The organism is Sphingomonas sp. PvP018, from assembly GCF_017876865.1.
GTDB lineage: Bacteria > Pseudomonadota > Alphaproteobacteria > Sphingomonadales > Sphingomonadaceae > Sphingomonas > Sphingomonas aerolata.
Map to the genome: position 1 here is coordinate 566,089 of NZ_JAGIOU010000001.1, position 24,398 is coordinate 590,486.

Annotated in this window: 23 protein-coding genes; 15 read left to right on the forward strand and 8 right to left on the reverse strand. The window is 59.8% G+C overall.

Annotated features, from left to right (window positions below; translation table 11 throughout):
• Window positions 1–35: 35 nt before the first annotated feature.
• The 10 genes from J3A66_RS02390 (at window position 36) to J3A66_RS02435 (ending at window position 10,622) form a co-directional block, all read left to right on the forward strand.
• The gene (locus J3A66_RS02390; RefSeq protein WP_245336678.1) at window positions 36–536 is read left to right on the forward strand and encodes a hypothetical protein; all 501 of its coding nucleotides are present in this window, start codon (window positions 36–38) and stop codon (window positions 534–536) included.
• The gene (locus tag J3A66_RS02395; RefSeq protein WP_209566835.1) at window positions 536–940 is read left to right on the forward strand and encodes a hypothetical protein; all 405 of its coding nucleotides are present in this window, start codon (window positions 536–538) and stop codon (window positions 938–940) included. The genes J3A66_RS02390 and J3A66_RS02395 overlap by 1 nt, the downstream gene beginning before the upstream one ends.
• 118 nt (window positions 941–1,058) lie before the next feature.
• Window positions 1,059–1,574 (forward strand): TIGR02594 family protein, encoded by a 516-nt coding sequence (locus J3A66_RS02400; RefSeq protein ID WP_209566837.1) that lies wholly within the window; start codon window positions 1,059–1,061, stop codon window positions 1,572–1,574.
• The gene (locus J3A66_RS02405) at window positions 1,571–2,020 is read left to right on the forward strand and encodes a hypothetical protein (protein WP_209566839.1); all 450 of its coding nucleotides are present in this window, start codon (window positions 1,571–1,573) and stop codon (window positions 2,018–2,020) included. Before J3A66_RS02400 ends, J3A66_RS02405 begins: the two co-directional genes overlap by 4 nt.
• Window positions 2,021–2,160: 140 nt before the next feature.
• Window positions 2,161–6,645 (forward strand): cellulase family glycosylhydrolase, encoded by a 4,485-nt coding sequence (locus tag J3A66_RS02410; RefSeq protein WP_209566841.1) that lies wholly within the window; start codon window positions 2,161–2,163, stop codon window positions 6,643–6,645.
• 29 nt (window positions 6,646–6,674) lie between these two features.
• Window positions 6,675–7,892 carry a cellulase family glycosylhydrolase gene (locus J3A66_RS02415; RefSeq protein ID WP_209566843.1) on the forward strand — a complete coding sequence of 406 codons (1,218 nt, stop codon included), beginning with the start codon at window positions 6,675–6,677 and terminating at the stop codon, window positions 7,890–7,892.
• 93 nt (window positions 7,893–7,985) lie between these two features.
• The gene (locus tag J3A66_RS02420; RefSeq protein WP_209566845.1) at window positions 7,986–8,399 is read left to right on the forward strand and encodes a hypothetical protein; all 414 of its coding nucleotides are present in this window, start codon (window positions 7,986–7,988) and stop codon (window positions 8,397–8,399) included.
• Window positions 8,400–8,413: 14 nt separating this feature from the next.
• Window positions 8,414–8,665, forward strand: a complete 252-nt coding sequence (locus J3A66_RS02425; protein WP_209566847.1) for a hypothetical protein — start codon at window positions 8,414–8,416, stop codon at window positions 8,663–8,665.
• A complete protein-coding gene (locus J3A66_RS02430; protein ID WP_209566849.1) occupies window positions 8,662–9,765 on the forward strand; it encodes a hypothetical protein in 1,104 nt (367 codons plus the stop codon). Before J3A66_RS02425 ends, J3A66_RS02430 begins: the two co-directional genes overlap by 4 nt.
• Before the next feature lie 194 nt (window positions 9,766–9,959).
• Window positions 9,960–10,622, forward strand: coding sequence for a hypothetical protein (locus J3A66_RS02435; protein ID WP_209566851.1), 663 nt, complete (start codon window positions 9,960–9,962; stop codon window positions 10,620–10,622).
• A gap of 36 nt (window positions 10,623–10,658) precedes the next feature.
• Here J3A66_RS02435 and J3A66_RS02440 read toward each other — a convergent pair whose 3' ends face one another.
• Window positions 10,659–11,699 (reverse strand): acyltransferase, encoded by a 1,041-nt coding sequence (locus J3A66_RS02440; protein WP_209566854.1) that lies wholly within the window; start codon window positions 11,697–11,699, stop codon window positions 10,659–10,661.
• A gap of 157 nt (window positions 11,700–11,856) precedes the next feature.
• Here J3A66_RS02440 and J3A66_RS02445 point away from each other — a divergent pair, with 157 nt between their 5' ends.
• The 3 genes from J3A66_RS02445 to J3A66_RS02455 all read left to right on the forward strand — a co-directional run bounded on the left by J3A66_RS02445 (window position 11,857) and on the right by J3A66_RS02455 (window position 13,346).
• A complete protein-coding gene (locus J3A66_RS02445; protein WP_209566855.1) occupies window positions 11,857–12,186 on the forward strand; it encodes a hypothetical protein in 330 nt (109 codons plus the stop codon).
• On the forward strand, window positions 12,179–12,331 hold the full coding sequence (locus J3A66_RS02450; protein ID WP_209566857.1) for a hypothetical protein: 153 nt from the start codon (window positions 12,179–12,181) through the stop codon (window positions 12,329–12,331). The genes J3A66_RS02445 and J3A66_RS02450 overlap by 8 nt, the downstream gene beginning before the upstream one ends.
• 265 nt (window positions 12,332–12,596) lie before the next feature.
• Window positions 12,597–13,346 carry a glycosyltransferase gene (locus tag J3A66_RS02455; RefSeq protein ID WP_209566859.1) on the forward strand — a complete coding sequence of 250 codons (750 nt, stop codon included), beginning with the start codon at window positions 12,597–12,599 and terminating at the stop codon, window positions 13,344–13,346.
• Between the two features lie 485 nt (window positions 13,347–13,831).
• Here the strand turns inward: J3A66_RS02455 and J3A66_RS02460 are convergent, their stop codons facing one another.
• The 7 genes from J3A66_RS02460 to J3A66_RS02490 form a co-directional block, all read right to left on the reverse strand.
• Complete coding sequence (locus J3A66_RS02460) at window positions 13,832–14,311, reverse strand: hypothetical protein (RefSeq protein ID WP_209566862.1); 480 nt, start codon at window positions 14,309–14,311, stop codon at window positions 13,832–13,834.
• A gap of 521 nt (window positions 14,312–14,832) precedes the next feature.
• The gene (locus tag J3A66_RS02465) at window positions 14,833–16,215 is read right to left on the reverse strand and encodes a DUF1501 domain-containing protein (RefSeq protein WP_209566864.1); all 1,383 of its coding nucleotides are present in this window, start codon (window positions 16,213–16,215) and stop codon (window positions 14,833–14,835) included.
• 4 nt (window positions 16,216–16,219) lie between these two features.
• Window positions 16,220–17,746, reverse strand: coding sequence for a DUF1800 family protein (locus J3A66_RS02470; protein ID WP_209566866.1), 1,527 nt, complete (start codon window positions 17,744–17,746; stop codon window positions 16,220–16,222).
• A 587-nt stretch (window positions 17,747–18,333) separates the two neighbouring features.
• Window positions 18,334–18,510 (reverse strand): hypothetical protein, encoded by a 177-nt coding sequence (locus J3A66_RS02475; RefSeq protein ID WP_209566868.1) that lies wholly within the window; start codon window positions 18,508–18,510, stop codon window positions 18,334–18,336.
• 457 nt (window positions 18,511–18,967) lie between these two features.
• On the reverse strand, window positions 18,968–19,597 hold the full coding sequence (locus tag J3A66_RS02480) for a PEPxxWA-CTERM sorting domain-containing protein (protein WP_245336917.1): 630 nt from the start codon (window positions 19,595–19,597) through the stop codon (window positions 18,968–18,970).
• Between the two features lie 776 nt (window positions 19,598–20,373).
• The gene (locus J3A66_RS02485) at window positions 20,374–20,736 is read right to left on the reverse strand and encodes a hypothetical protein (RefSeq protein WP_209566872.1); all 363 of its coding nucleotides are present in this window, start codon (window positions 20,734–20,736) and stop codon (window positions 20,374–20,376) included.
• Between the two features lie 154 nt (window positions 20,737–20,890).
• Window positions 20,891–21,037: a hypothetical protein gene (locus J3A66_RS02490; protein WP_209566874.1), complete on the reverse strand. Its 147-nt coding sequence runs from the start codon at window positions 21,035–21,037 to the stop codon at window positions 20,891–20,893.
• Window positions 21,038–21,538: 501 nt separating this feature from the next.
• On the opposite strand from J3A66_RS02490, the gene J3A66_RS02495 reads away from it, so the two are divergent.
• Window positions 21,539–22,294, forward strand: coding sequence for a Crp/Fnr family transcriptional regulator (locus J3A66_RS02495; RefSeq protein ID WP_156360417.1), 756 nt, complete (start codon window positions 21,539–21,541; stop codon window positions 22,292–22,294).
• Window positions 22,291–23,253, forward strand: coding sequence for a GGDEF domain-containing protein (locus J3A66_RS02500; protein WP_209566875.1), 963 nt, complete (start codon window positions 22,291–22,293; stop codon window positions 23,251–23,253). Before J3A66_RS02495 ends, J3A66_RS02500 begins: the two co-directional genes overlap by 4 nt.
• Window positions 23,254–24,398 lie beyond the last annotated feature (1,145 nt).

Here is a 24,398-nt window from a genome sequence, read left to right on the forward strand (position 1 = left end):
ACGCGACAGCCACGAGCAACTATATCGGGGAAGCGATGAACGCGACGTCGGCGCTTGCGCCGCCTTCGCTTGCCGACAACCCGGCCCTGCTCGCTTGGAACCTGTTCGTCATGACCGCGGCCATGTGCCTCGGTTTGATGATGGCAGGCAAGCAAGCGCGCCGGATCTGGGCGGCGCGCGCGTTTGACCATCCAACCGATCCTGTCTCAATCTACCGGATCGTCATCTTCCTTGCCGGGTGCGCGGTCGCTAGTCGGGGTGGCGCTGAAGCGATCAGCCTCTGGTCGTGGAGCTCGGGGGATGCGCACACCATCCAGCGGGTTTCGGAGCTCAAGCGGTGGCTCGATCCCGTCTCGGTTGGCTGCGGCTTTCTTTGGATGGCCCTGCATATCCTTGCAGAGCCGATGCTCGAGTTCCAGCTCCGCAAGGCTCCCCTGCCCGTCGACATGTGGTCACGTTGGCCACAGCTGCGCCGGCCGATCGCCATCCTCTTCGTAAGCCTTCTAATGGCGACCGCTGCCGTCGGGCTGCGGTAATGCGCGAGGGGGCTATCGCGGCGGTACCGGGCGTATCGGTACCGGTCATCTGGTCGTTCATGGGGTACAGTTTTCCGGCCGGGTCGATGATCGTCGGACTTCTCGCCTGCCTCATGATCCGGCTCTTCATCACGTTGGACACGCCTGGCCCGAAGCGCTGGCTGCTCGATGCGATCATTACCGGGATCGCGATGCTGGTCACCGCGGTTTGGATCGCAGAGCATCAGGTCGACCTGTTCGCCGCGCTCGGCACAGGCGGCGCGCTGGGCGCGATCGGCACGGGCATCATCACGTTCTTCAAACGCCGCGGGCAGAACGCGATCGATGCGCTCGACGCCGCTCTTCCGGGCAAGCCGGTGGTGCCGGCGGATATGACCGCCACCCTACGCGAACTCGACAAGTAGGAATAACGGCCCGCCCAACCGGGAGGGGTCAGTGGCGGGCCGACCGGGCAAGGTTAAGAAACCCGGCCCGTCGATAACAACCAACCTGTCCGATGGCTTCAAACCGAAGGAAATAATCATGACGACGGCATCAGAGCCGGCGTGGCTTCGCCATGCCCGGTCGCTTCTTGGCACCCGCGAGGCGCCGGGGGCGGCGAACAGCTCGACCATCATTGGGTGGGCAAAGAAGCTCGGCACGAAGGTGCTGGGCATGGTCTACAATGCCGACAGCGTGCCGTGGTGCGGCCTGTTCGTCGCGAACTGCCTCGCCGAAGACGGCATCCCGGCCGCGCCGGTCGCGGTTCGCGCCAAGGCGTGGGCGACTTGGGGCACCAACATCGCGGCCGAGCGCATCGCGGCTGGCGCTGTCCTGGTGTTCGAGCGGCCGGGTGGCGGTCACGTCGGCTTCTACGTCGGCGAGGACAAGACGCACTATCACGTCCTCGGCGGCAATCAGGGTGACCGGGTCAGCATCATGCGGCTGGAGAAGTCGCGCTGCATTGCGCGGCGCTGGCCGATCGGGCGCGCGGTCATCGGCGGCCCCCGCTTGATGACCGCGACCGCGGGCGTCCCCTCATCTTCGAACGAAGCATGACCTGGGCGGCGGGCTTCGCCCTGCTGCGGCGTTTCTGGTGGGCAGTGCCGATGATCGGCCTGCTCGCCGGGCTACTGCTCACTCGCGAGAAGCTCGCCGACGTTACGGCTACGCTGAACGCCGAGAGGGCTGCGTGGAGCGCGGAGATCGCGAAGGCCGAGCAGCTGCGCACCGCGGCGGAAACGCGGTTCGCCGTCCAGCAGACCACGGCGCTCACGACCTTCGCCGACCGCCTCGCGAATCGCGAACCCATCATCCTTCGATCCACTGACACCGTGAGGACCTATGCGCAAACTGCTGCTGGCCGTGCTGCCTGCCTTCCTGCTGACCGCGTGCGCGGCATCGACGCGCTCGACGCTGAGCTATTCGCCGGCGATCCCGCCAGTGCCAGCCGAGGCGAAGAAGCCGTGCACGGCAACGCCGGTGCGCCGGCAGCCGGACGGTAGCGCCAACAGCGCAGACGCCGAGGGCTCGCTGCGCGACGCCCGCTCCGACCTCGCCCTTTGCGACGCGCGCCGCGGCCTCGCTGTCGACGCTTGGCCGCGCTGACGCCCGCCTCGGCGGAATCATATTCGGGAGTTAAACTATGGGTTCTCAGACAGCAGCTGGCTCGTCGCTCGCTATCTCGGCGGCGCTGCCTTCCAGTTACGAGGCGGTTGGCTATGCAGCGCTGACCTTCCTCGAGATTGGACAGGTCGAAAAGCTCGGCTCCTTCGGCGCCAGTTTCGCCAAGGTCGAGTTCCAGCCGCTGATGGGCCCGAAGAAGAAGTACAAGGGCTCGGCTGATTATGGTGCGCTGCAGCCGTCGATCTCGATCGATGCCGCAGACGCGGGCCAAGCGCTTTTGCAGGTCGCGGCCGACGACGAGAGCCAGAAGCTTTACGCCTTTTGCGTGACCTTCCAGGACGGTGCGAAGCGATACTTCGCCGGCCGTGTCTTCGGCGCACCTGAGACCGCCGACGGTGCGGACTCGATGCTGATGGCTGCGCCAACGGTCGAAATCTGCACGAGCGTTGTCAGGGTCAATAGCTCTGGGCAGCAGACATCGCCAACGGCGCCGGCGCCCGCCCCAGCGCCCACTCCCACGCCGACCCCAACGCCGACCCCGACGCCTACCCCCACCCCTACGCCGACGCCAACGTCCTCACCGACGCCGATCTCGGCGCTCGCCCTCAACATGTCGGGGATGGAATACCGCAGCAAAAACGTTTCAGTAGCGTCCATTGAGTCACCCCAAGGCTACGCTCACTACGCCTCGCGCGGCATGTCTTACGTTCGCATTCCATTTTCGTGGCCGTCTTTGCAGCCGGTATTGTTCGGGCCGTTTGATGCCGCCTACCTGGCGTCGTACAAGCTTCAGATCGATTACGCCCACGCAGCTGGCCTGCTGGTGCTGACCGACATGCACAGCTACGGCTACAACAACGGCGTCATCAACGGCAAACCTGGGCTCTCCGCGGATGTGCCGATCAGCGCATTCGCTGATATGTGGTCGAGGCTGTCGGCAGAGCTCGTGGGCTACCCAGGCGTATGGGGGCATGATCTCTACAACGAGCCGGAAAACTACGGCGACAAGTATTTCGTTTTCGCTGCCGACAACACCTATACGACGGTCGAGGGCGACGAGCAGCTGCGCTTGATCGTGCCGCAGCTTTTTGACGCTGCAACAACGGCGATCCGCTCGCATGACACGACTGCGGTTCTTGTGCGTGGCGGCAACCATTATAGCGGAACGTGGGACTCGGGCTTTAACCGCCCGAATGGCTTCGTACACAACGACGCCTACAACCGGACCCTGTATGCCGGGCATGTCTATCCCGACCGCGATAGCTCAGGTACGCGCTTCGACTACGACACAGAGTCTGGCGCGTTCGGCCAAGCACCGCCTGCAGTCAGCACCAATCCAACCATTTTCGAAACGCGCATTAAGCCGTTCGTTGATGAGTTGAAGTCGCACAACTGCCAGCCGGTCGACGGCATTTTTGGCATCATCGGCGAAATGGGCATTCCGAACAGCGATGAGCGCTGGCTGACGGTCGGGTCAAACGGCATCGACTATTGCCGGCAGAACGGGCTGCTCAACTTCCTGTGGTCGGCGGGTCCGGCGTGGAGCGCCTACCCGCAGAGCCTCGAACCCGAGACGATGGCGGATGGCTCGCTGTTGCAAGCGCTCGCGATGGCCATGATCACAAAGAAGACCGGCGCGCCCGAACCGACGCTGGTACGTTTCAGCAGCCCTCCCCGCGCAACGCCCGGGCAGCCTTCGGCGCCCTGCGTTCTCGAATATCGCGGCAACTTGGTCGCGCCCAAGGCTGTAACGCTCAGCGACAATGGCGCTGGCGGAAGCTTCCCGGCAAACGTTGTGTTGCCCGCGGGCCGCAATCCACGCGTGCTGTTCTCTTACACAACCGGCACGCAGCCGATCGTGGCAAAGCTGACCGCATCTATCCCGGGCATGACGATCGTCAACGACGGGGCGGAGCCAGTAAGGTTCACCGGGGCAATTTCCGGCAACACCCTCACGGCGACCAACGTCGGGGGCAAGCTGGCGATAGGTCAGCTGCTCAATGGACCTGGCATTGCACCCGGCACTTACATCACGGGCGCCAGCGGCGTGCCGCGGGGTGCGGGCACCTATCAGGTCAATGTTGCCCAGCAACTCGCCGCGACCGAACTTACCGCGATCGGCGCGATGGCCGCGGGTGACGGGTTGGGGTCGATTGTCTGTTCAACCGTCGACGATGGATTCGCGAGCCTCTCCGCTCCCATGTCATCAATCCTGTCCGAGAACATGGTCCTTAATTCGACCTATGGGGGGCCGGTCGTTACGCTTCAGCGCAGCTACGATGGCGCGATCCGGGAGTGGGGCCGAACCAGCCCGACCGACCCCCGCCTCAACCGAGCAGCAATCGCTGGATGGGCTGGCAGCGACACGGCTCTGATCTATCGTGTGAAGACCTGGGACCAGTCGGGCAACGGCAACCACGATAATCCGAATGGCACTGCGGACTATCCGATATGGACGCTCGACGATGGGCAGGGCTACCCGGTCGAAATCCGAAATCCTGGCCGTAAATCCTACCTTTACACCACGTTGAACAATCTTAGCGGCCACACTCTGCTACTCGATATGCAGTACATCTCGGGCGATTATATAATGCCCTCGACCAGCAGTAGTTATGGAAGCATAGGTGCCTATAAAGGCAAGTATGGGCTGCATACCGGCGTTCTCGATGCCACCCATAAGGATTGGTCGGTTACGGTTGGCTGGGGCCTGTTGACAGATGCCTTTTACACATACGCCTATCGGTTCCGTGCAGATACAATCAACGGCCTTCAGGTATTCCGAAACAATGTCTTGGTTGAACAAGCCGACACTTCCGGTGGTTTGACCACTTGGGATCGCGCCCAGTTCGACGAAGGATATTTCCGGTTCGCTGATAGCTCAGGGAGCCGAGGCAAGGCGAAATATCGTAACCGTTTGATCTTCACCGGCGCGCTCACAGACGCTGAAGTTTCAAACCTGACGGCGCGTCTCAACGGCTACTACGCTGCGCCGTGGCCTGCGATCCCAACCACAAACTACCCGCCCGTTATCACCGCCCAGAAAAACAAAGACGGCTGGAACGGCATCGTTGGGATGCCGTTCGCGCTGCTGTCCGAAGCACCGAACGCATCGGCAACGGCGCCAAAGGTGGGCAGCCCGACTGCCATAGGCGTAGCGACCGCTGGCGGGTCTGATGTGCTGACTGCGACGATCACCATGTCGGCACAGAATGGCGTCCTGAGCGGCGGTGGGGGTTCGGCCGACGGGCTGGTGTACACCTTACCCCCAGGTAACGCCGCTGCGATACAAGCGGCATTGCGCGCGGTTCGCTTCACTCCAAATTCGGTCGCTAGCACGAGCTTCGAGGTCAATGTCAAAAGCAGCGCTGGCGTATCGTCCGTTATGACGGTGACCACCGCAGCAACCGAAAGGGCGCCGCTCGAACAGCCTATGGCCGTTTCAGCCTCATTCACTCCTCGTAACTATTTTGGCGTCAACATCTCCGGCGGTGAAACCGGCACGGCCGACACGCGCGACCAGCACGGGACGTCGTACACTTACGGCACCCTGAGTGAGATCGATTATTGGGCGGGCACTGGCTTGGGCGTCATCCGCCTGCCCTTCAGTTTGCAGCGAGTTCAGCCGCGGGCATTTGGGCCCATCCGGGCAAACCAGATTGGCTATATCAAGGAGCGTCTCGATCGAGCGCTTGCCAACAACCAGTATGTCGTTCTGGATATGCATAATTACGGCGGTTGTTGGGACTATTTCGGCATCGGTTTGGGATACTTTCTCGTCGCAGAAATCGACGCGGGCGGCACGGATAGAATAGTCGACTGCTGGAAGCGCATGGTCGCCCTGTTCAAGAATTATCCCAATGTCATCTGGAACTTGATGAACGAGCCGAAGGGCGATCGCGGGCAAACGGCCCTCCAGTGGAAGGCTGCGCAAGAGCGCATCCTTCATGAGGCCGTCCGATCGCAAGGTGCGAACCAACTCGTCTTGCTGTCGGCAGGACCGAACTATTCCGGCGCGAAGGACTGGGTCGCCAACCAAGGCGACAAATGGGACACGTTCAACCAGCCGGGATGGACGGGCACCAATGGCGATCCTGCCGACAACTGGGCCTTCGACATGCACCAGTACCTCGATCCCGGTAATGCGGGCACGTCAGCTACCGCGCAGGCGGGCAAGGGAGCGAGCGTGCTTGTCGGGGCGACCGGTTGGTGCCGTACGACCGTCGGTGGCGCGCCACGCGCTAAACCGTTCAAGGCATGGCTGGGCGAATTCGGATGGAGCCCCAACGATAGTCTGTCGAGCCAAGGTGTGCCTTCGCAGGAGGGCACCAATCTTGTCCAGTATATGAAAGCGAACCGCGATGTGTGGATCGGTTTCACTTATTGGCTCGGCGGCGCATCGGGCTTCTACAAAGCCTCCGTGTACGCCGCCATTCCCAACACGACCTACAACCCCTCCCCGACCGGCGATGCCCCGCAGGTAGCTATTCTGCTGAACGGCATCTGATCTTCACGCTAACTACTGGAGAACGAATTATGCTTCGAGCTATGTTCGCAGCCTTGATGCTGCTTGCCTTCCCGGCGGTAGCGCAGACCGTCCACGTCGTGACGGGCGCCGATCCGACGCCGAATTACGAGGTCCGTGAGGGCGATACGCTCGTCCTTCGTAAGGCCATGGGGCGTGAGATGAAGGCAGACGGCAGCCGCGACCGCACCTTCGCTGCGTGGATCGATCGCGCCAATGGTCGCGGCTGGAATATGATCGGCGCGTCGACGCTGGCACTAATCGGCTACGAAGCCGGCAAGGGCTATGTCTATCGACCGATGAACGCCGCCCCGCGTCCGACCTCGACGCGGTTCGGCGTCAACCTGTCAGGCTGCGAGTTCGCCGCGTCGACGGCGCTCTGCCCCACGCCCGCGGATATCGATGCATATGCGGCAAAGGGCTTCACCCTGATCCGACTGCCGGTGCAGGATCTGCATCTGCGCGGTGACAACCTGGCGAAGATCGCCGCGCTGGTCGCCTATGCGCAGGGCAAGGGCTTGCAGGTCATCCTAGACCGTCACGACTACAAGCGGCACTCGGGGGCCGATGCATGGGCGTTCTGGCGTGGCGTCCTTCCGTCGTTGTCGCCTGAGACCCTGATCGAGCTGGCGAACGAGCCGGTGAAGGAATACCCGGCCGGGTCGAACGTGTGGATGGTGTCGGCGCAGGACACGAAGGATACGGTCGCGCTGTTCCGGGCGAACGGCATCACCAATCCGATCCTCTACGGTTCGCCAGGCTACAGCGCGACGTTCCGCTTCGTGAAGTTCAAAAGCGCGAAGGCCCCGGCCGAGGGCATGGGTGATGCGATCGACCGCGTGGGCGGGATTGGCGACCCATTGAACAAGACGTTCTTCAGTGGGCACCGGTACCTCGACAGCGGCAGCAGCGGCACAAAGGCGGCATGCGCAACGACCGGTGACGCTGGCATCGGCGAATGGGCGGCATCGATGCGCAAGCGCGGCATCAAGGGCTACTTTACAGAGTTCGCCTATGGTCGGCATTCAGGCATTCCCGCATCGTGCGCCGAGGTTGGGGCGGCGATGATGGCCGCGGTCAAGGCGAACAGCGACGTGATTCTGGGGACGACCGCCTGGGGCGGCGGCCGCGCGTGGCCCGAGGGCTATGCGTTCAAGGTCGAACCTCCAAAAGGCACGCTTAAGGCTGCGACCGACAGCTCGTACCTCGCACAGCTGGCGGGTCGGTAGGCCCGACGGGGCGAGTGTCGCCTAATCGCTCGGCATGAGCCGAGGTGCGACGGCCAGCAGCCGGCACCACCAAATTAAATCGAGAGGATCACCATGGCTACGTTCAATAAATTCCAGCCCTTTGTCGAGGCGTTGGCTGAAAAGCAGCATAACCTGCAGGCCGATACACTGCGCGTCATGCTGACGAACACCCTTCCGGTCGCGACCGTCGGTGGAAAGGCGGACATCGTCGAGATCGCCGCGGGCAATGGCTATGCCGCCGGCGGCCCGCAGGCGACCGTCAGCTCATCGGCGCAAACCGCCGGGACCTACAAACTGGTCCTTGCCGATGTCGTCATCACTGCTGCGGGCGGGGCGATCGCACCTGCGCGGTACGCCGTCCTCTACAACGCCACATCGAGCCTTTTGATCGGGTGGTGGGATTACGGCTCAAGCTTCGCGCTGGCCTCTGGCGAGACGCTTACGGTCGACTTCGATGACACCACCGGTGTCCTGACCCTCGCCTGATAGGAAAATCTTACATGCTCGACATGATGAACCCTAGCGCCTTGCGCTCGCGCTTTGCCGAGCTTGGTGAGCAGCGCGAGGCTGTGCTTGCTGTATCCGCCCCGCTGCGGGAGGACCGTGACGCTATCGCTCAGACCGCGGCGGCCCGTATGGCGACCCTCGACGAAACGATCATGACCGCTGAATCTGGAATGTTCGATATCGACCAAGAGCGCGCAATGATCGCGCGCGCGCTCGGCGGGCGGACTGGCGAGGTAGTCCAATGACGTATCTCGCGAATCGCGTGAAGGTCTCGACCGCCACAACCGGAACCGGCCCCATCACCGTCGGGGCTGCCGAGCCGGGTTTTCAGACTCTAGCGTCTGCTGGCGTGCCGACCGGTGCCACGGTGTCGTATCTGCTTGAAGACGGGCTCGCCGCCGAGCTCGGCAGCGGCGTTTACGACAGCAGCGCCGGCACCGTTACTCGGAACTTTATCTGGAGCACGACCGGCGCGCGCCTTAACCTATCCGGTAACGCAAAATGGCTGCTGTCACTTCTCGCGTCGGACGTTGTCTCGCTTGATAAGCAACCCTTCACGGCGAATGGTCTGTGGCAGAAGCGGCGCTATGCAAAGAACGTCTATCTCGTCGGGATAGGCGGTGGCGCGGGCGGCGGCGGCGGCCGGACCGGAGCGGCGGGCACTGCCCGGTCCGGCGGCGGCGGCGGGTCCGGCGCGGGCTGGTCGGACCGTTTGATTGACGCGAGCCTGCTAGGCGATACCGAACCTGTCTTCATCGGTGCGGGCGGCGCCGGTGGCATCTCGCGCACGACTGATACAACCAGCGGAGCGCCCGGCGCTTCGGGGGGCAATACGACATTTGGCTCCATCTTCGTTGCTGGCGGCGGGCTTGCCGCCGGGTTCGCCACGACGAGCAACCTCAACAGCGTTTCCGGCGGCACGGGCAGCGTCATCGGCGGTTCGAGCGGCGGCACTAGCGTGACGGCGAACGGCGGCACGCCTCCACCGCCGCTTGGTATTGCGCCTGGCGGTGGCGGCGGCGGCGGTTCGATCTCGACCGGTAATGTCGCACTTAACGCTGGCCTTGGTGGCAGCAACGGGTCGGGCAGCCCGTTGTTCAACGCGGCGCGCGGCGGGCCGGGAGAAGCCGGTGCGGACGGTATGAATATGTCCGTAGGCGACACGGAGGGCGGCAGCGGCGGCGGCGGCGGCGGTGCCGGTTTGACGGGGCCAGCTGGTGCCGGCGGCGCAGGTGGCTTTCCTGGCGGCGGCGGCGGCGGCGGCGGAGCGGCTCAGAACGGATTCCCGAGCGGCGCGGGCGGTGCAGGCGCTAGCGGGTACCTAATTGCGTTCACGACCGGCTGATGCTCGGCTTCTCGCCAATTGGCGCATCGCCTCTCGGGTCGGCTCCATCCTCGCCAGCTGTGCGGCGTGGGCTTTCCGCCGCGGCGGGATTGGTCATAGCAACCGGCCGCCCGGCATGGATCCTCCGAGGCTACACTCTGCCGGCAGCGGGCGGGCAAGCCACCCTGACGACAGCCTCAACGCGGATTGGCACGATGCGCCGCCTATCAGGACAGGCCGTCGCATTTGTCCTCGTCGGCACGCCGGTCGCGTTTGTAAAGATCGGGGTCAGCGTTCTGATGGCGCAGGCCGGCGCGCTAGTCGCGACGGGGTGCGCCGCCACGCTCTCCCGTTCTCGACGGCTGCTTGGTGGCCCTGCGGCCTATGACCTGGTCGCCCCGCCAGCGGAGGTCGGTCGATCGCGGCAGCTCATCGCCGCAGCCAGCGCGTTCATCCTCGATCTGCTGCCCGCCTCGATCGTGATCAGGGTTGCGGGCTCGCCTGCTCCCGGATGGGCGTTGCAGATCCCGCCTCGCCGCTTCACCGCGTCGGTAGCGCGCCGCTTGTTCCTTATCTCCAGCTCTGGATGTAGCCGCATGCTCAACTTTCCACCGAAATACGCGCACGAAGTCCGTCACGCTGCGATCAACTTCGCCCCGGATCTGTCGCAGGACGAAACCCTTACCGGCGCCCCGACCGTCGAAGTAATAGCCGGGGATATCGTGGTGTCAGGCGCGCGCATCGACGGAGCCACGGTGCGTTTCACGTTGGCCCAAGGGACTGCGGCAAGCCGGGTCGTTCAGACGATTGAGGTGCATTGCTCGACCAGCGCGGGCCAGACCCTTGAGGAGGTAATATCGGTCACGATGATGTCGTAAGCCAGCGCGGCCCACGGCAAGATCGGTAGCGCGCTCCTACCGTGCTTTTCGGCCTAGCCCCGGCACCTTCTTCGCGTTGAACCCGAGCAATCCGTCCAAGCCGACCTTCAGCACGATAAGATAGATCCCCCAGGAGAGATACACGCCGATCGCAAGGCCCGCCACGAGCTCAATCAACGGGGACTGCACACCAAGCGACCTCATGGCGCGAGGGATCAACGCAAGGGTGAACGAGTGCAGCAAGTAAATCGGCAGTGAGGCGTCGCCCATTTTCACGAAGTGGGCGCCGATGACCGATTTGCTAGATCGCGTCAGCATGAGGCTTGCAGATGCTACCGCTGCAACACCGATAACTGAGATCGGCAGCATTGGCAGGCTGGTCGGATCCCGGACCCCGTATTGATAGACGACCACGCAAGCGGCTACCCAGAAAGCAAGCGTCGCGGCGCAGATCCATCCTGCCTTTAGCCTCTCAGGTATTGGGCTCTGGCCTGCGGCGGCCAGTGCAAACCCTATCGCAAAAAAGGGAGCATGAGCTGCGATCTTGCCCGCGACGTTGCCTTGAAGAGCCGAGATGCCCGTCGTTGCGGCAAGCGACGCCACGATCGCGACAACGAGAAGCGCGTAAGGGCGATGGCGAAACAGCACGGCGGTCAGCTGCATGCAGAGGAGCGCATACAAGAACCAAAGGACGTTGATTGGCGCCCATGCGATTTGAAAGAGCGCCCACACTGGGACCGGGTGATTGATCCTCACAATGTGCGATATCAGGAAGTGAGCGATGACCGTGATCAACGACCATAACAAATACGGATAGACGATCGAGGCCCATCTGCTCTTGGCGAATGCGCCCGGCGCCCTATTGCCCAGCGACTGGTGCGTGAAATATCCCGCCAGATAGAAAAACACCGGCATGTGAGCGGTGTACAGAACGAAATCCAGAACCATCAGCGGCAAGTCCAATGACCCCGCCCTGCCCTCCAGTATTCCTCGATTGATATGCCCCAGGACCACCATCGCTATGGCGATGCCTCGTAAAGCAGAAACGCCCCGATTCCTGTCAGCAGTTGCGATCATAGATTTGGGCCGATCCGTAATCAATTGAGACGGTTTCGAGCCAAGGATTGCCCTAGCCATCGTGGAGATGCGCCGCGTCGATATTACTCAGTCGATTAACGTCGCCGCTTTCCTATCCAGCAAACGGCCTAATCAAAGATGAAAGGAGGCGATGCCAATGACAGGGCGTACCGAATTTCGCCAGTCCGGCCCCTGCCTGATCGCATGGCAGGGGCCGACGCCCGTCGCGCAGATCGCGTGGGATGCCGCTGAGAGCGGCTGGTACATCAACTTCTTATCCGTCGAGCAACCCCAGCTGCTTGCGCCGCTTCTGTCGAGATTCCGGAAGCTATGGCACCACAGCGGCAAGCCGAGTCTCTCGTTTCACGCATCCCCCGATAATCAGGTCATCGGGAGGCTTATAGGTATCCTCGGAGCCAAGTGCTCTGCGGGCCTCTATACCATTGTCGACCTGGATCACTCTACCAAAGGAACTCACCATGGGTGACAAGGAACATCGCACATACAAGAAGCTCTCCGCCAAGGGTAAGACCGAGTACGGCCGCGATCGCGCGAAGGATGCTGACGCCAATGGCGGCACGTTCAACGCCACGCTCGCGAAGCTGCACGCGGGCTATTACGACGCGATGTGACTAAGATGCCCGGTTCAAAAGAGCCCGGCGTTTCGCATATATGCTTAGCGGGCTTCGGCCCTTGCACCGAGATTGAAGAATGCCACCAATTGACTAGGGATTGCTAAATTAACAGGCACCGGCTGACGATTTTCAATCGATTGCGTCAACTGATCTTAGATCGGAAATGGACCTAAGCTCATTTAGATCGCGCCCCATTTTGGGACAGCCGAAATTACGTCAACTCTTCACGTCTATGCGCCCATCTATCTATGACGGAAATGTCATGAACGACGGGCGGGGCAGTTCAGTGATTCCAAAGATCCTACATCAGACGGCAAAGTCCAAGACTCTGACGTGGGAGGAGCGCAAGCTCGTCGATCGAGCGAAGCGTGTCCTGCCTGGATGGCAGTTCCGACTTTGGGATGACGACGAAAACTCTCAGCTTATGGCTGAACACTTTCCTCAACATTTTCAAGCGTATGAGCAGATATCGCGAGGTGTGATGAAGGCCGATATCGCACGACTGCTTTATATGCATGCGTTTGGCGGTGTCTACATGGACACCGACTACAAGCTTTTCACCGGCTTCGATGACCGTTTTCTAGCTGCAAGCTGCATATTTGGCGTCGAAAGGGGAGAGTTTGAAACGGCTGGACAGCAGCCTACAATATCAGACAATGTGAAGCTCGGGAACGCCTTTTTCGCTGCGCAGAGAGGTCACCCGTTCTTCTCTGCTATGATCAATGGAATATTTGATAAAGCCCCCTTCGTTGACCTCTCTGACTGGGGTCTAATGACAACGAGCGGGCCGCAGGGTCTATCCAAGTTCTTTCTGGCGAACCTAAGCATTTACAGAGATATTGAAATACGCAGCCAAAGCGTGTTTTTCCCTGACTCGCGGTTCACTGGTCTATCCAACCACATCAATGATGACACGATCGGCGCGCACTTGTGCTGGGGTTCATGGCGGAGCAAACGCCGCGTGGTGACGATAAAGAACCGCGCTCGCCGCATCGTGAGCGCCCTATTATAAAGCGCCCGAGCTTCATTCTAGCGGGCCACTGGCCTAACGTTCAGACGTCGCCCCGCTCGGCTGCAAGCAGGTCTGCGACTGCTTGGTCCAGGTTCGCCCAATTGCGCTCATACCTGCTGCAATCGCCGGTAGGGTGCAGGACGAAACTGTTCGCATCTGCGATGTCGTCCCAAGTCCCATTCATCGTCATGGGGACCGCGAGCCCGTCCTCACTTACGCCCCAGAAAATTACGGGATGTCGTTCTACAACCTCCCCCTTGCTCGCGTAAACGATGAAGGTCCCAGGTTGCGCTGGGTGCGTTGCAATAATTCCACCCCTATTTCGGTTGGTATCATCGGCCATGGGATCGTCTACGCTATCCATTATGCATCGTGTCCTTTCGACGAGGAATGGCCTACGCGCCTATCATGGCACCTGCCCAGCGGCGTAAACGCTGCTGGGCTATGGCGGGTAATCATACGCAGTGCGTGCATATATTTGAAGATTAGACTGCAGTTGCGAAGGCGCGTCTGCGCCGTCGCATACCAGAACCAATAACGCCCAATCCGATAATAAATAACGCCCATGTTTCTGTTTCGGGGATAGCTGATACCCCGTCGCCCGTGATAGTGATCACCGCAGGACCGTATGTTGGCTCAAAGAGCTTGAAGGTGCCAAGAAAAAAGGTCGGATGCTTCTCTGGGCCCGTATATAATTGAGGCCCACTTAGATTGCAGCAGTCTTCGTTGATAGTAAAACCACCACCATTGCTACGTGGATAAAATGTATAAATATTGCCATTTACATATTGTAAAAAGAAGTCTTCTGAATAATATGTAGATGGCTTAGAAGCATCTATACTAAACTTTAAACCACCAAGGCTTTTGTCCTGGTATTTAAAGTCAAAAAAGGTAATGGCTTTTGCCTGCGTAGATGCAGCCAAAGCTGTCAACGACAGTGCCAAGCCTAAAACTAGCTTTTTCATATTCGCCCCCCCCGGTTAGGTTGATCGCTGTTTGGTTCAATCGCCACCAGAAACGTCTTCCCAGCAGATCCTTGCTCTTATTATGCATCGCGTTCGGAAAATGGTAGATTTTTAGATCCGGCCGAATTTGATTGGCGGATTCACGTCGTCGTGTTGCGGACATTCACGCCGCTAGTGCTTGATGCGATCTATGAAACAATCGCCGCCTCGCACTCACTTCATCGACCTGAGCAGGCTTATATGGCGGGCAATTGCGCGCGTCGGTCCAGCCAATATCGGGTAATTGACGCCCTCACCTTCAGTGCCACATCTGTATTGCGAATATTATGCCGTCCACAGCCAATCACATCATCTACGGCCAGGGTATTAAGCGACGACGTATTTCTGATGCCCATGGAATGTGACACGGTTGTCATTTCGGCGTCAATTGATGACAGAGTAGGCTGAGATCGTACAGGGAGGCGGGGCACAAAGCGGTGCTACTACGCTGCAACCGCACACTACAGTAAGACGATGGCTATCTAAAGAAAGCCGAGATTCCATGACGAACGATCCCATGCCGCCAGATTGGGCAGTACCGTGGGCAGTTCGCCGTCGCTGGTCCCGAACCAACTTGCCAACGTTGCGGCATATTGATCGACCGAGGTGGTCGGCAGCAGCCGGCCGCGACCGACATCGTCAGGCGTGTTACTGCCGACGACTGGTGGCTTGCCGATGATCTGGCGTCCTTTGACGGCCCCGCCCACGACCCAGTGCATGCCGCCCCAGCCATGGTCCGATCCGTCGCGGTCGGCCGACAAGGTGCGCCCAAAATCGGACGCTGTGAAACTCGTGACGCGGTCGGCAATCCCCATCGTGACGGTTGTGTCGTAGAATGCCTTCATCGATTGCGCGACCGCGCCCAGCATGTTGGGTTGTTGTGTCACTAGGCCGTTATGTCGATCAAACCCGCCCATCGAGACGAAAAACACCTGTCGCTTCACCCCCAGGTCGGACGATACCGACATCATCCGGGCGACCAGTTTGAGCTGATCAGCAAGCGTATAATCGGGGAACAGGCCGAAATTCTCCTCCGGCGCATTGGCCAAGGCTGCGTTGACCTGGGCATAGGTGTCGAGCGACCGCCGCACGACCTTGGCATAGTCGTCCGCCATCAACGTCTGGCCGCCACCGGTCATCAGCTGGCGCAGCATGTCGGCAGACGTGGCCGAGCCGAACAGCGTTTTGCTGTTGCGCAGCAGCGGCACCGGTCCGCTGCCCGAGACGGAATAAGGAATCGCCTGCCTCCCGGCGAGATACACCGCATTGCCGCTCGCGTTGATGCAGGTCAGCGTCGCCGATCCATTGCCCGCCGCGACCAGATCGCCGATCCGCCCGCCCCAGCCAGTCGCCGCGCCCTCGGGATGGGACGCCTGGAAGAAGCTCTGCTGGTCGTTGTGACTGAACAATTTGGGTGGCAGGCGGACGGTCTTGGCCAGATATTGCGCCTTGGTCGTCGGCTCCATGAGCGTGCCGACATTGAGCAGCATCGCCATCTTGCCCTGATCGAACAGCGGGAGCAGCGGCGCCATAGCGGGCGCCAAGGCGTAATGCCGCCCGCCCGGGAGCGCCTGGTCGGGGCGCAGCAGCATCGGCGCCAGTGCCTCGCGGGTCAGCGCGACACTCGGCCGGGCCTTCAGATAGGCGGCGTAGCTGGTGTCATCATAGGGCGCGAGCGTGTTGGCATAGTCATTGCCGCCATAGAGGAAGACGCAGACGAGCGCCTTATAGTCGCTGGCACTCGCTGCGGCCGCCTCGCCGATCCAGCCGAGCGTGTCGACCAGAGGTGCGGCGACGCCGGCCAGGCCGAGCTGAGCGCTCCGCGTCAGAAAGGATCGGCGCGAATGATGCTGGTTCAGGTGCATGGGGCTATCGCAGTACGAGGCCGTCGGGGGAGGCGAGCGTCAGCATGATCGCCACCCCGACACGGTTGATGGGGCCATCCGATTTGGACAGGCTGATGCTCGCCACCGCCGTGCGGATGGCGGCGACGGTCGCGGGGGGTAACTGACCCGCGGCCAGCAGCAGTACGACCTCGTCGACCAGCGCGTTCGCGTCCGTGGCCTTGGCGAGGATCTCGGTATAATCGGCCTTCACGTCGCCGACCCCGCCCGAAACCGTGGTGTACATGAAGTTGATGAACGACAGCACCGTCTGCTCGTTGACCAGCTGGAACTCCGGTGCGACGAGTCCGGCTCCACTGACCTGCGTTCCAGGTGCGGAATAGCCGGGGCGAAAAAAGCCGAAGACCGAGGGCGATCGCCCCGGCGACTGGCCCAGCTTGGTGATGGCGCTGAGATCGCCGACCTTCCACTTGCCGGCGGTCACCGCGTTGAACGCGCGCGCCCAGCCGGTAAATCTCTGCACCGGATCGCGCAGCCGCCCTGCGGAGGGGTTGGTCAACGCGGCGGGACCACGCACCTCGGCATGCAGCAGGATCGCGCGGACCGTGGCCGCCAGATCCCCGCGCTCGCCCCGACCATTATCCACGAACGTGCGGGCGACGCTGGCGACATAGGCGGGCGACGGATTGCTGCTTGTCAGCCGCTTGATGAGGTTTAGCGCGAGGAAGGGCGCGACATTGGAATGACGGAAGATGATGTCGAGCGCCGCAGGGATGGCCGTCGCGCCGGGACCGCTGACGGTCGCGCCCAGCACGGTCGAGGCCCCTCCCTCGTGGATCGACTCGTTGACGATCATCGGCAGCCGCAGCCGATCCGGCGTGTTCTTGTCGGCATTCGCATAGGTCAGCCCGGTCAGCACCCGGGCGAGCTGTGCCACGTCATCGCTGCCGTAGGTTTCGATCGGCTCGCCGCCCGCCAGCAGCGGCGTACCGTCCATATTCAGCTGATGCAGCCCCAGCGTGAACAGCTGCATGAGTTCGCGGGCATAATTCTCGTCCGGCTCCGCCCCGCTGACGGGATCGCCCTTGCGGTTGTCGAGATAGGTGAGGAACGAGCCCATCGCGGTGCTGGTCGTGATCTGCCCGATCAGCGTCCGGTAATTGCCGAACGCATTGTCCATCAGCACGTCCATATAGGCGGCGACCTGCATCGTCGGCCAAGAGCCGGTTACGCCGTCCATCCCGACAACCAGGAAGTCGAGCAATGCCATACCGATGCGCTGGCGCAACTGGTCCTGCCCGCCGATCAGCTGACGCCAGATCGTCTGGTCCCATCCATACCCCGTGCCCGAGATGTAGGAACGGTCGCCCTCGACCCGGACGCTGACCAGCCAGTCCCAGTGTGAGATCTCACGCGGCATCGCCATCTGTTCGTCGATCCAGCCCTCGAAACCGAGCGCCATCACCTTGTCGATGTCGGCACGGGTCGCGCCCATGGTCGCCTGCAGCAGGAAACGGCTCGCCTCCTCCTGGTTGACCGGCGCACGGACCACCTGGATCGGCTCGGTGGACGGATCGGAGGTTGCCGACTCACTGGGTGCTGGTGTCGGAGTTGGGGTCGGGCCGGGCGTCGGTGTCGGCGTCGAAACCGACGGGGTCGGCGTGGGAGCGGGTGCCGGCGTTGGAACGGGCGCGGGCGTCGGAACAGGCACCGGAACAGGCGCGGGCGTTGGAACGGGCGTCGGGATCGGCGTCGGCGCCGGCACCACAACGATTGACCCTGCCCCGGCAGCAGCGCCACTTCCGCTACCACCGCCTCCGCCGCATGCCGCCAGGAGCAGTCCCGCAGCTGGCGTTGCCAGTTTCGCGCAGACCGCCTCAGGCACGGCTTCCGTTATTCCGTCATCCGCTGTGAAATCAGCAAATCGGTCTTCCAGCACGCAACAGTCCTCGGCAATCACAACGGAGATGCCTTCGTCTCCGCGCCCCCCTCTTTTGCCAGTCGGTAGTTAACAGGCCGTTTTCAGACGCAATTTTCGAGCTGATGACTTATTGACTATGCTGCCTTGGAGACGCGCGACTCGTCGTAGTGTCGTCGCAATCCGCCCTTTTATTAGTGCTAATGAGATATCGCATCGCATCATCGCCGGTGACGAAGGGCATCACGTTCGTCGCCGTCGAGGAGGACCGAGAATGCGTTTTGTATCTTTGACAAGTCGAACAAGTTATAATCGCGGCCGGTTCGAAAGGGTCTGGCGTAGCCCCCATGCAGCAGCGCTTCGCCCCCGGGCAGGTAGCGCTCTTCGGTCAGGTTCATTGATCGGACTGTTAACGCGCCGGCCGGGCGGCGGTGTAGCCGCCCAGGACGCGCGGTCTTCGGGCGCTTGCCGCACTCCCCGCACCGAACGTTGTCGGCACCTGCGGGGCGCAAACGCACGAAGAATTCTACTGTAGATCGCTCACCCTACCTCTTGAGGACACCGGATCGTCGTACGGACGTCAATACACTGCTAACAATTAGTATTAATGAAGTATTAACCTTTTAACGTCGGTTACGCCGAGATGGTCGGCGTTTTCTATCAGCCTAGAAGGGACCGAACATGCGTTATTGGATCGTCGACAAGCCGATTAAGTGATCAGGGCGCCCGGTTCGAAAGAGCCGGGCTTTTCATCGGAAACTGCAGCCCCTCGTCCCCGGGCAGGTAAACGCTTTTTAGCAGGGTCGGGGATCACCTTGGTGCGGACCCTGCCTGCTTTATTGTAGCCTCGCGACGCTAGGCGATCGATGGCGCAAACAAGATGGAGCGCCGCCGCATTGCGTACCCGACCATCCCAAATCCAGCGACCATAAAAAGCCACGTTGCTGGTTCAGGTACCGGGCTCGTGGCACCCTCAACGCTTATAAGAGCGTCGCCCGAAACCACTCCCCCGAGGGGGAAGTAATCAGCGTAGAAAAAGCTAGCTGTTTTTCCATTCAGTTCGTTAGCGGTCGGATAGCTTCCGAAAAATGAGCTTAGATTGAGGCTGACGGAGGTGCCACCCCCTTGGCTCGCGCCACCAGCAAGAAATTCAACCCCGCCATCAACCGAACGTCCAGTTTGACGCGGGATAAAGCGGTCTGAAAAGTCCACATCGCCAATAATAATATTGAACGTCTGCAGGTCTAAAGATGCAAAATCACCGTACTGTTCGACCGGCTTCTCGGTATCGTACGAAAAGCTACCCGAGAAAGCCTGCCCTATCTTGAAAAAGTCGGACGACGGAAATGAGGGATCGTCATACGTGTTATTCTGGGCAGCTGATAGCTTTCCAGAGAAGGTTGCAACGATGACAGCAGCTTCGCTAGGCACCGATACGCCCGTCGCTAACGTCGCGCACAAAGCGCACACGAATGATTTCATCATCTTCACGCCGATTCTCCTCACCCTCTTGCCGCAAGCTAACCAAGGCTTTTCACGGAAACAAGAAGGTTAATGGAATATTAGGAAGTTGTCCGTCAGGGCAAGTTTTAGCTTTTTAAGCGCGCAGATCCTAACGGACAAAACCGCCCACGCGGCTAAAGGTACCCCGGGGAAAGCCTAGCCTTCAAACGCCTATGCGGTGATGGCGCAGCATCGGTCGCCAGGTAAGTGTCGACATTGAGCGCCTTATGCCGTCCACCGCCAAAGATCGAATATCTGGTCCGGTCAACGATGAACCGCGTACGATCGATGTCCATCGAGCCAAAATCTTTTCGGGCAATGCAGCCGATGAGCAACGGCATTCGCCTAGCTAGTAACACCTCCGTCTTCAGGCATCGTAGCCCTCCTTGGCCAGGTTGGGCGGTTTAATTACTAAGTCTCCTGCTGCACGTGTTGCGGATGTGCAGGTTCTAGATGCCCCCGCACCGGCCCTCCAAACGCTACAACGGCGTAAGCACTGATCAGGATCGAGACACATTCGCTCTAAGGGTAAAACTGAGACTAGTCGCGGGCAGTAATTCTGCCATCCTTTGTGCATGATGATTCTGTACGGCGTACTCGCGATCGTTTGGGGCCTCCCAATCGCCATTATCCTGGCAACTTCCGTCGGCTATAGCGTCTCTCCACGCTTCGCCCGGTTTATGCGGATACACCTCGGGCTCTGACGCCACCGATCAGCGGCGGTCGCATCCATCCCTGCGGCGACGCCCGTTCAATTTTTAGGAAAAGCTTGGGGCTGGACCTTCGCCTGCCTGTACGGCCATCGCGATGATGTGTTTGATAACTGGCTCCGGAATAGCGTTGGCCACGTCAAGCCCGAATTGATCGCGGTAAGACCAGGCTACCCAGCCCGAGTACGTAGCGAGCCCCGGTATATCGATTGAGAGAAACCGTCCGACAGTGACTCCGTATTCTGAGCGAATCTTGAAGCCCAGGGTAGACACGTTTTGAATGATTGCCGAATGCTTATCTCCGAGAGACGTTATGAGTACGGCCGGATGACTCATGGCCGTTCGGTTTGAGCACCGCCGATCAAGCGGATTGTTGCCGGCATTAGCCATCGAGCGGCGATAGGTGTTCATGGGGCTATCGTCCGTCAGGGTCGCTAAGATCTGGTTATGTCTGGATTTAACCCCGTCCCGTGGCGCATTGCAAAGGCCCACCGCCCCTTGCAAGTTCTCGTTATGACACACTTGTCACAGCAGCGTTTTATGAACGATCGTTCCACGGGTTGGGTTAATGCATCCGCCCGTTGTTAATCGTGTCGACAGCGGCAGCAACACGCGCCCAATCGCCGATCTCGGCTTCGGCGCCCACGATCTGCAGCAAGGTGTCGACCATCGGCTCTGATACAAATAGTCTGCGTGCCTCGACGATCGTCATCGCCTTAAGCCAAACTTCTCGAGTGCTCATCATAGCCCGAGCTTACGCCGCCTAATCTCAATCGTCAGCGCGTCCGCTATCGGATCGCCGTCATTCTTATCGGTTCGCTCGTATGCCTGTAGCGAACTACGGTCATCGCGGAACTTGATGACATCTGGATGCACTGACGGTGTAGTCATATCCTAGGACTATGCGCGGTTGCCCACGCCAGGCAAGGCATCACGCCCCACGAGCCAAGACACGTTCTGCATAGCGTCCAGCACAGCAGCGGAGCGCCCAGTCGTCGTGACGAAGTTAAGCAGCGTCTCCATGACAGGGCCTCAGAATGACGCTTCGAGGCCTGCGTCGCGGCCTGAAATTACCTATAGGACATGGTGTCGTTTTGAGGCACATTTACTGCGTTCATAGGTCGTTAGTACGTGCTAGGTACAACGAGACGCGAAATTAAGACGTCGAATTTAGGTGCGCGTGGTCTTGCACGCATTCTGTTGGGACAGTTTTTTGCAGACCTTTGGTGCCCCACTTTCGCCGATGCTCGAGAAGTTTGCTTTAAACACAGCCTTGGCAGAGGATGATTGTGCGGCCATAGTGGCGCTTCCCCTTTCGTTACATTTCTACAATCCGGGCAAACATATAATAAAGAACGACGCCACGTCTACGGAATTTCAGGTTCTTGTCTCAGGGTTTGCTATTGCATATAAAGTTACGGGTGATGGATTTCGCCAGATTGTCGGCTTTCGACTACCGGGTGACATAATTAACATTCAGCATATGCAATTTCCGTATAATGATTGCAGCGTGCAGGCGACAGCGTACTGTATGGTAGCCGCGGTAGACGAGACGTTAATCCGCAACTTGACCTGCAAGCGCCCGATCATTTTGAATGCGATAATGGCAAGCGCTCTGATCGAGGCCTCGATTTCTCGCGAGTGGATCGTGAATATCGGACGCCGTAATGCCCGAGCGCGGATAGCGCATCTGTTCTGCGAGCTTGCGAGTAGGCTTGATCCATGCCGGCTAGCAGAAGATCAGCCATTTAGGTTGCCTTTGACGCAGCAACAGATTGGCGATGCTGTCGGATTGACAGCGGTTCACGTCAACAGAACGATCAAGGGTCTGATAAAGGACGGCCTTCTTGAGCAAGACCGCCACCTAATTTCGTTTCCTGCCTGGGACCAGCTCAAAAGCGTAGCAGGCTTTAACCGTCGCTACCTCCAACTCGATCAGAAGGCCGCTGCACTCGGACATTCCCAATGACGGATCGGGCGACCGGCGCTGAACGGAAAATACCCGCTGACATGGGCGCGCGCATAGCTCGACGGAAAGCAGCTAGATTTGATAGTTTTCCATTAAAGGCCCGCCGCAGCGCGGAAACAACGCTGTTAGAAAGCGTGATGCGAAAGTCTGCACGCTTAAGCCCTATGTCCGCTCTCGCATGGATCGCGCCAATTTGGGCGGGGCTTTTTGTCCTCGATGCTGTGACGGGCCCGCTTTACTCGTTGAACTCAGCTTACCTTGTTCCACTATGTCTAACGACTTGGTGCTTCGGACGGATCGCTGGCCTCATAGCCGGCACCTCGGCAATCGTCACAACGCTTCATTTAAATGGCTTCGCCGATCAACTGTCAGCGAGGGCAACGTCTATTACTGCCGCAGCGGCTGTTTGGAATGCCTCGATGCTTGTCCTCGGAGTGATCTTTATAATCCTCCTCGTGAGTGCCTTCCGTCGAGCGTTCGACCACGAAAGCAGGAACGCGTTGATGGACCCACTCACGGGGCTGGGCAACCGAAGGTCCTTTCAACGTGAGGGCAAGCGACAGGAGTCTTCGGCTGCTCGAGATCGCAGGATCCTATTGTGTGGCGTGATAGACCTGGATGGATTTAAGGCGGTAAACGACCAGTATGGACATGCCGCAGGCGATGAGGTGCTGCGTATCGTCGCCCATGCACTCAGCGCGTCCGTTCGGCCTTACGATATCACTGCACGCCTTGGAGGTGATGAATTCGCGTTTTGCTTAACAGTTCGCGACGAGGCCGCGGGTGAGCGAAAGTCTAGCAGCATCCATCAGGCGTTGATAGCTGCGCTGGAAACCTCACAGTGGCGTGCAACGTGTAGCTTGGGCGCTGCCACAGGAAGCGACTTTGAGCAGGCCATTCGAATTGCCGATAAGATCATGTACGAAGCAAAGTCGATCAAGAAGTCTACGGCATCCTAGTGACAATCAACACTAATATGATGAACTAATAATAAGCGTTTTCGTCGAAGCGAAATATAAAGCGGGGCTTTACGAAAGTCTTCTTCAGAGGCTCAACGCCTATTGTGGTTGACCCGTTCTAGTATCTCGCAACGCACACCTTCGCACCATATACGACCAGTGCAACAGCTGAAGCGCGAGCCTCAAACAATCAGTTCATACGGTGAACTTTTCAAGTGTGATTACAATCAGTCAGGCTTAAGTCGCAGCCCAGCTTCCTTCATCGCCACCTGCCCTAGGGCCACAGCGCTGGCGTCTATAAGCGAATCCGCGAGTTTGATGGCCGCTGCGGGGGAAAGGGTCAGCGTGACTCCTGCTCCTTCGAGCCGAACGCAGCTTTTCCAAGGCGTCGCGGTAAAGCACTCAGTATCCAGTACGACGACCATCCATCTCCTATCGTCAAGCCGCAGGTGCCTGAATGGTCTAACGTATCATATTATAGATTGATTATGCGATTTATCTTAAGGGCATAGCGACGTTGTCTGGATCTCAGCAGCATCCGATGCACAGGCCTGGTGGTCCAAGCCTCCGAGCCACGCTCGGTGAGACAGCTAACGGTCGCGTAGACACACCAGCGGTCCGCTCCGCCCTGCGCTGTCTCGGGCATCACTGCCCCAAGCGCTGGTCCGTCGTGATGTTTGGAAGGGCGCGCAGCAGGATAACGAAATCGGTCGGAGGGAGAGTGTGACGGCCTCATTCAACGGCATTGTGCGGCAGCTGCGTCGATCGGGCGCATATACCGAAGTCAGCAACGCGCGGGCAGCATCGGCAGCAAATTTTGCAGTTAATCGACTTTAACCGCATGAAGTCGCAATTACTCAACAGTTCTAATGCATAAATCCCCTTGTCGAAAGACGAGCACTTTTAACTTTGGGGGTTCAAATGCGCTACTGGCCAATCGGCAAGCCCATCCGCGGGTAACATTGTCATCAGCCTCGGAATAACTATTGTCATCATTGACACATCCCGCAGGGTGTAAACAAGTCCGTGACTAAGACAATGGTGAACCTTACAACGGCTGGAATTAAAAATGCCCGGCTTTCCGAGCCGGGCATTTTTTTGCGTTCGCGATCGCGTCATATCTCTACCGGCATCTCATCAGTGCA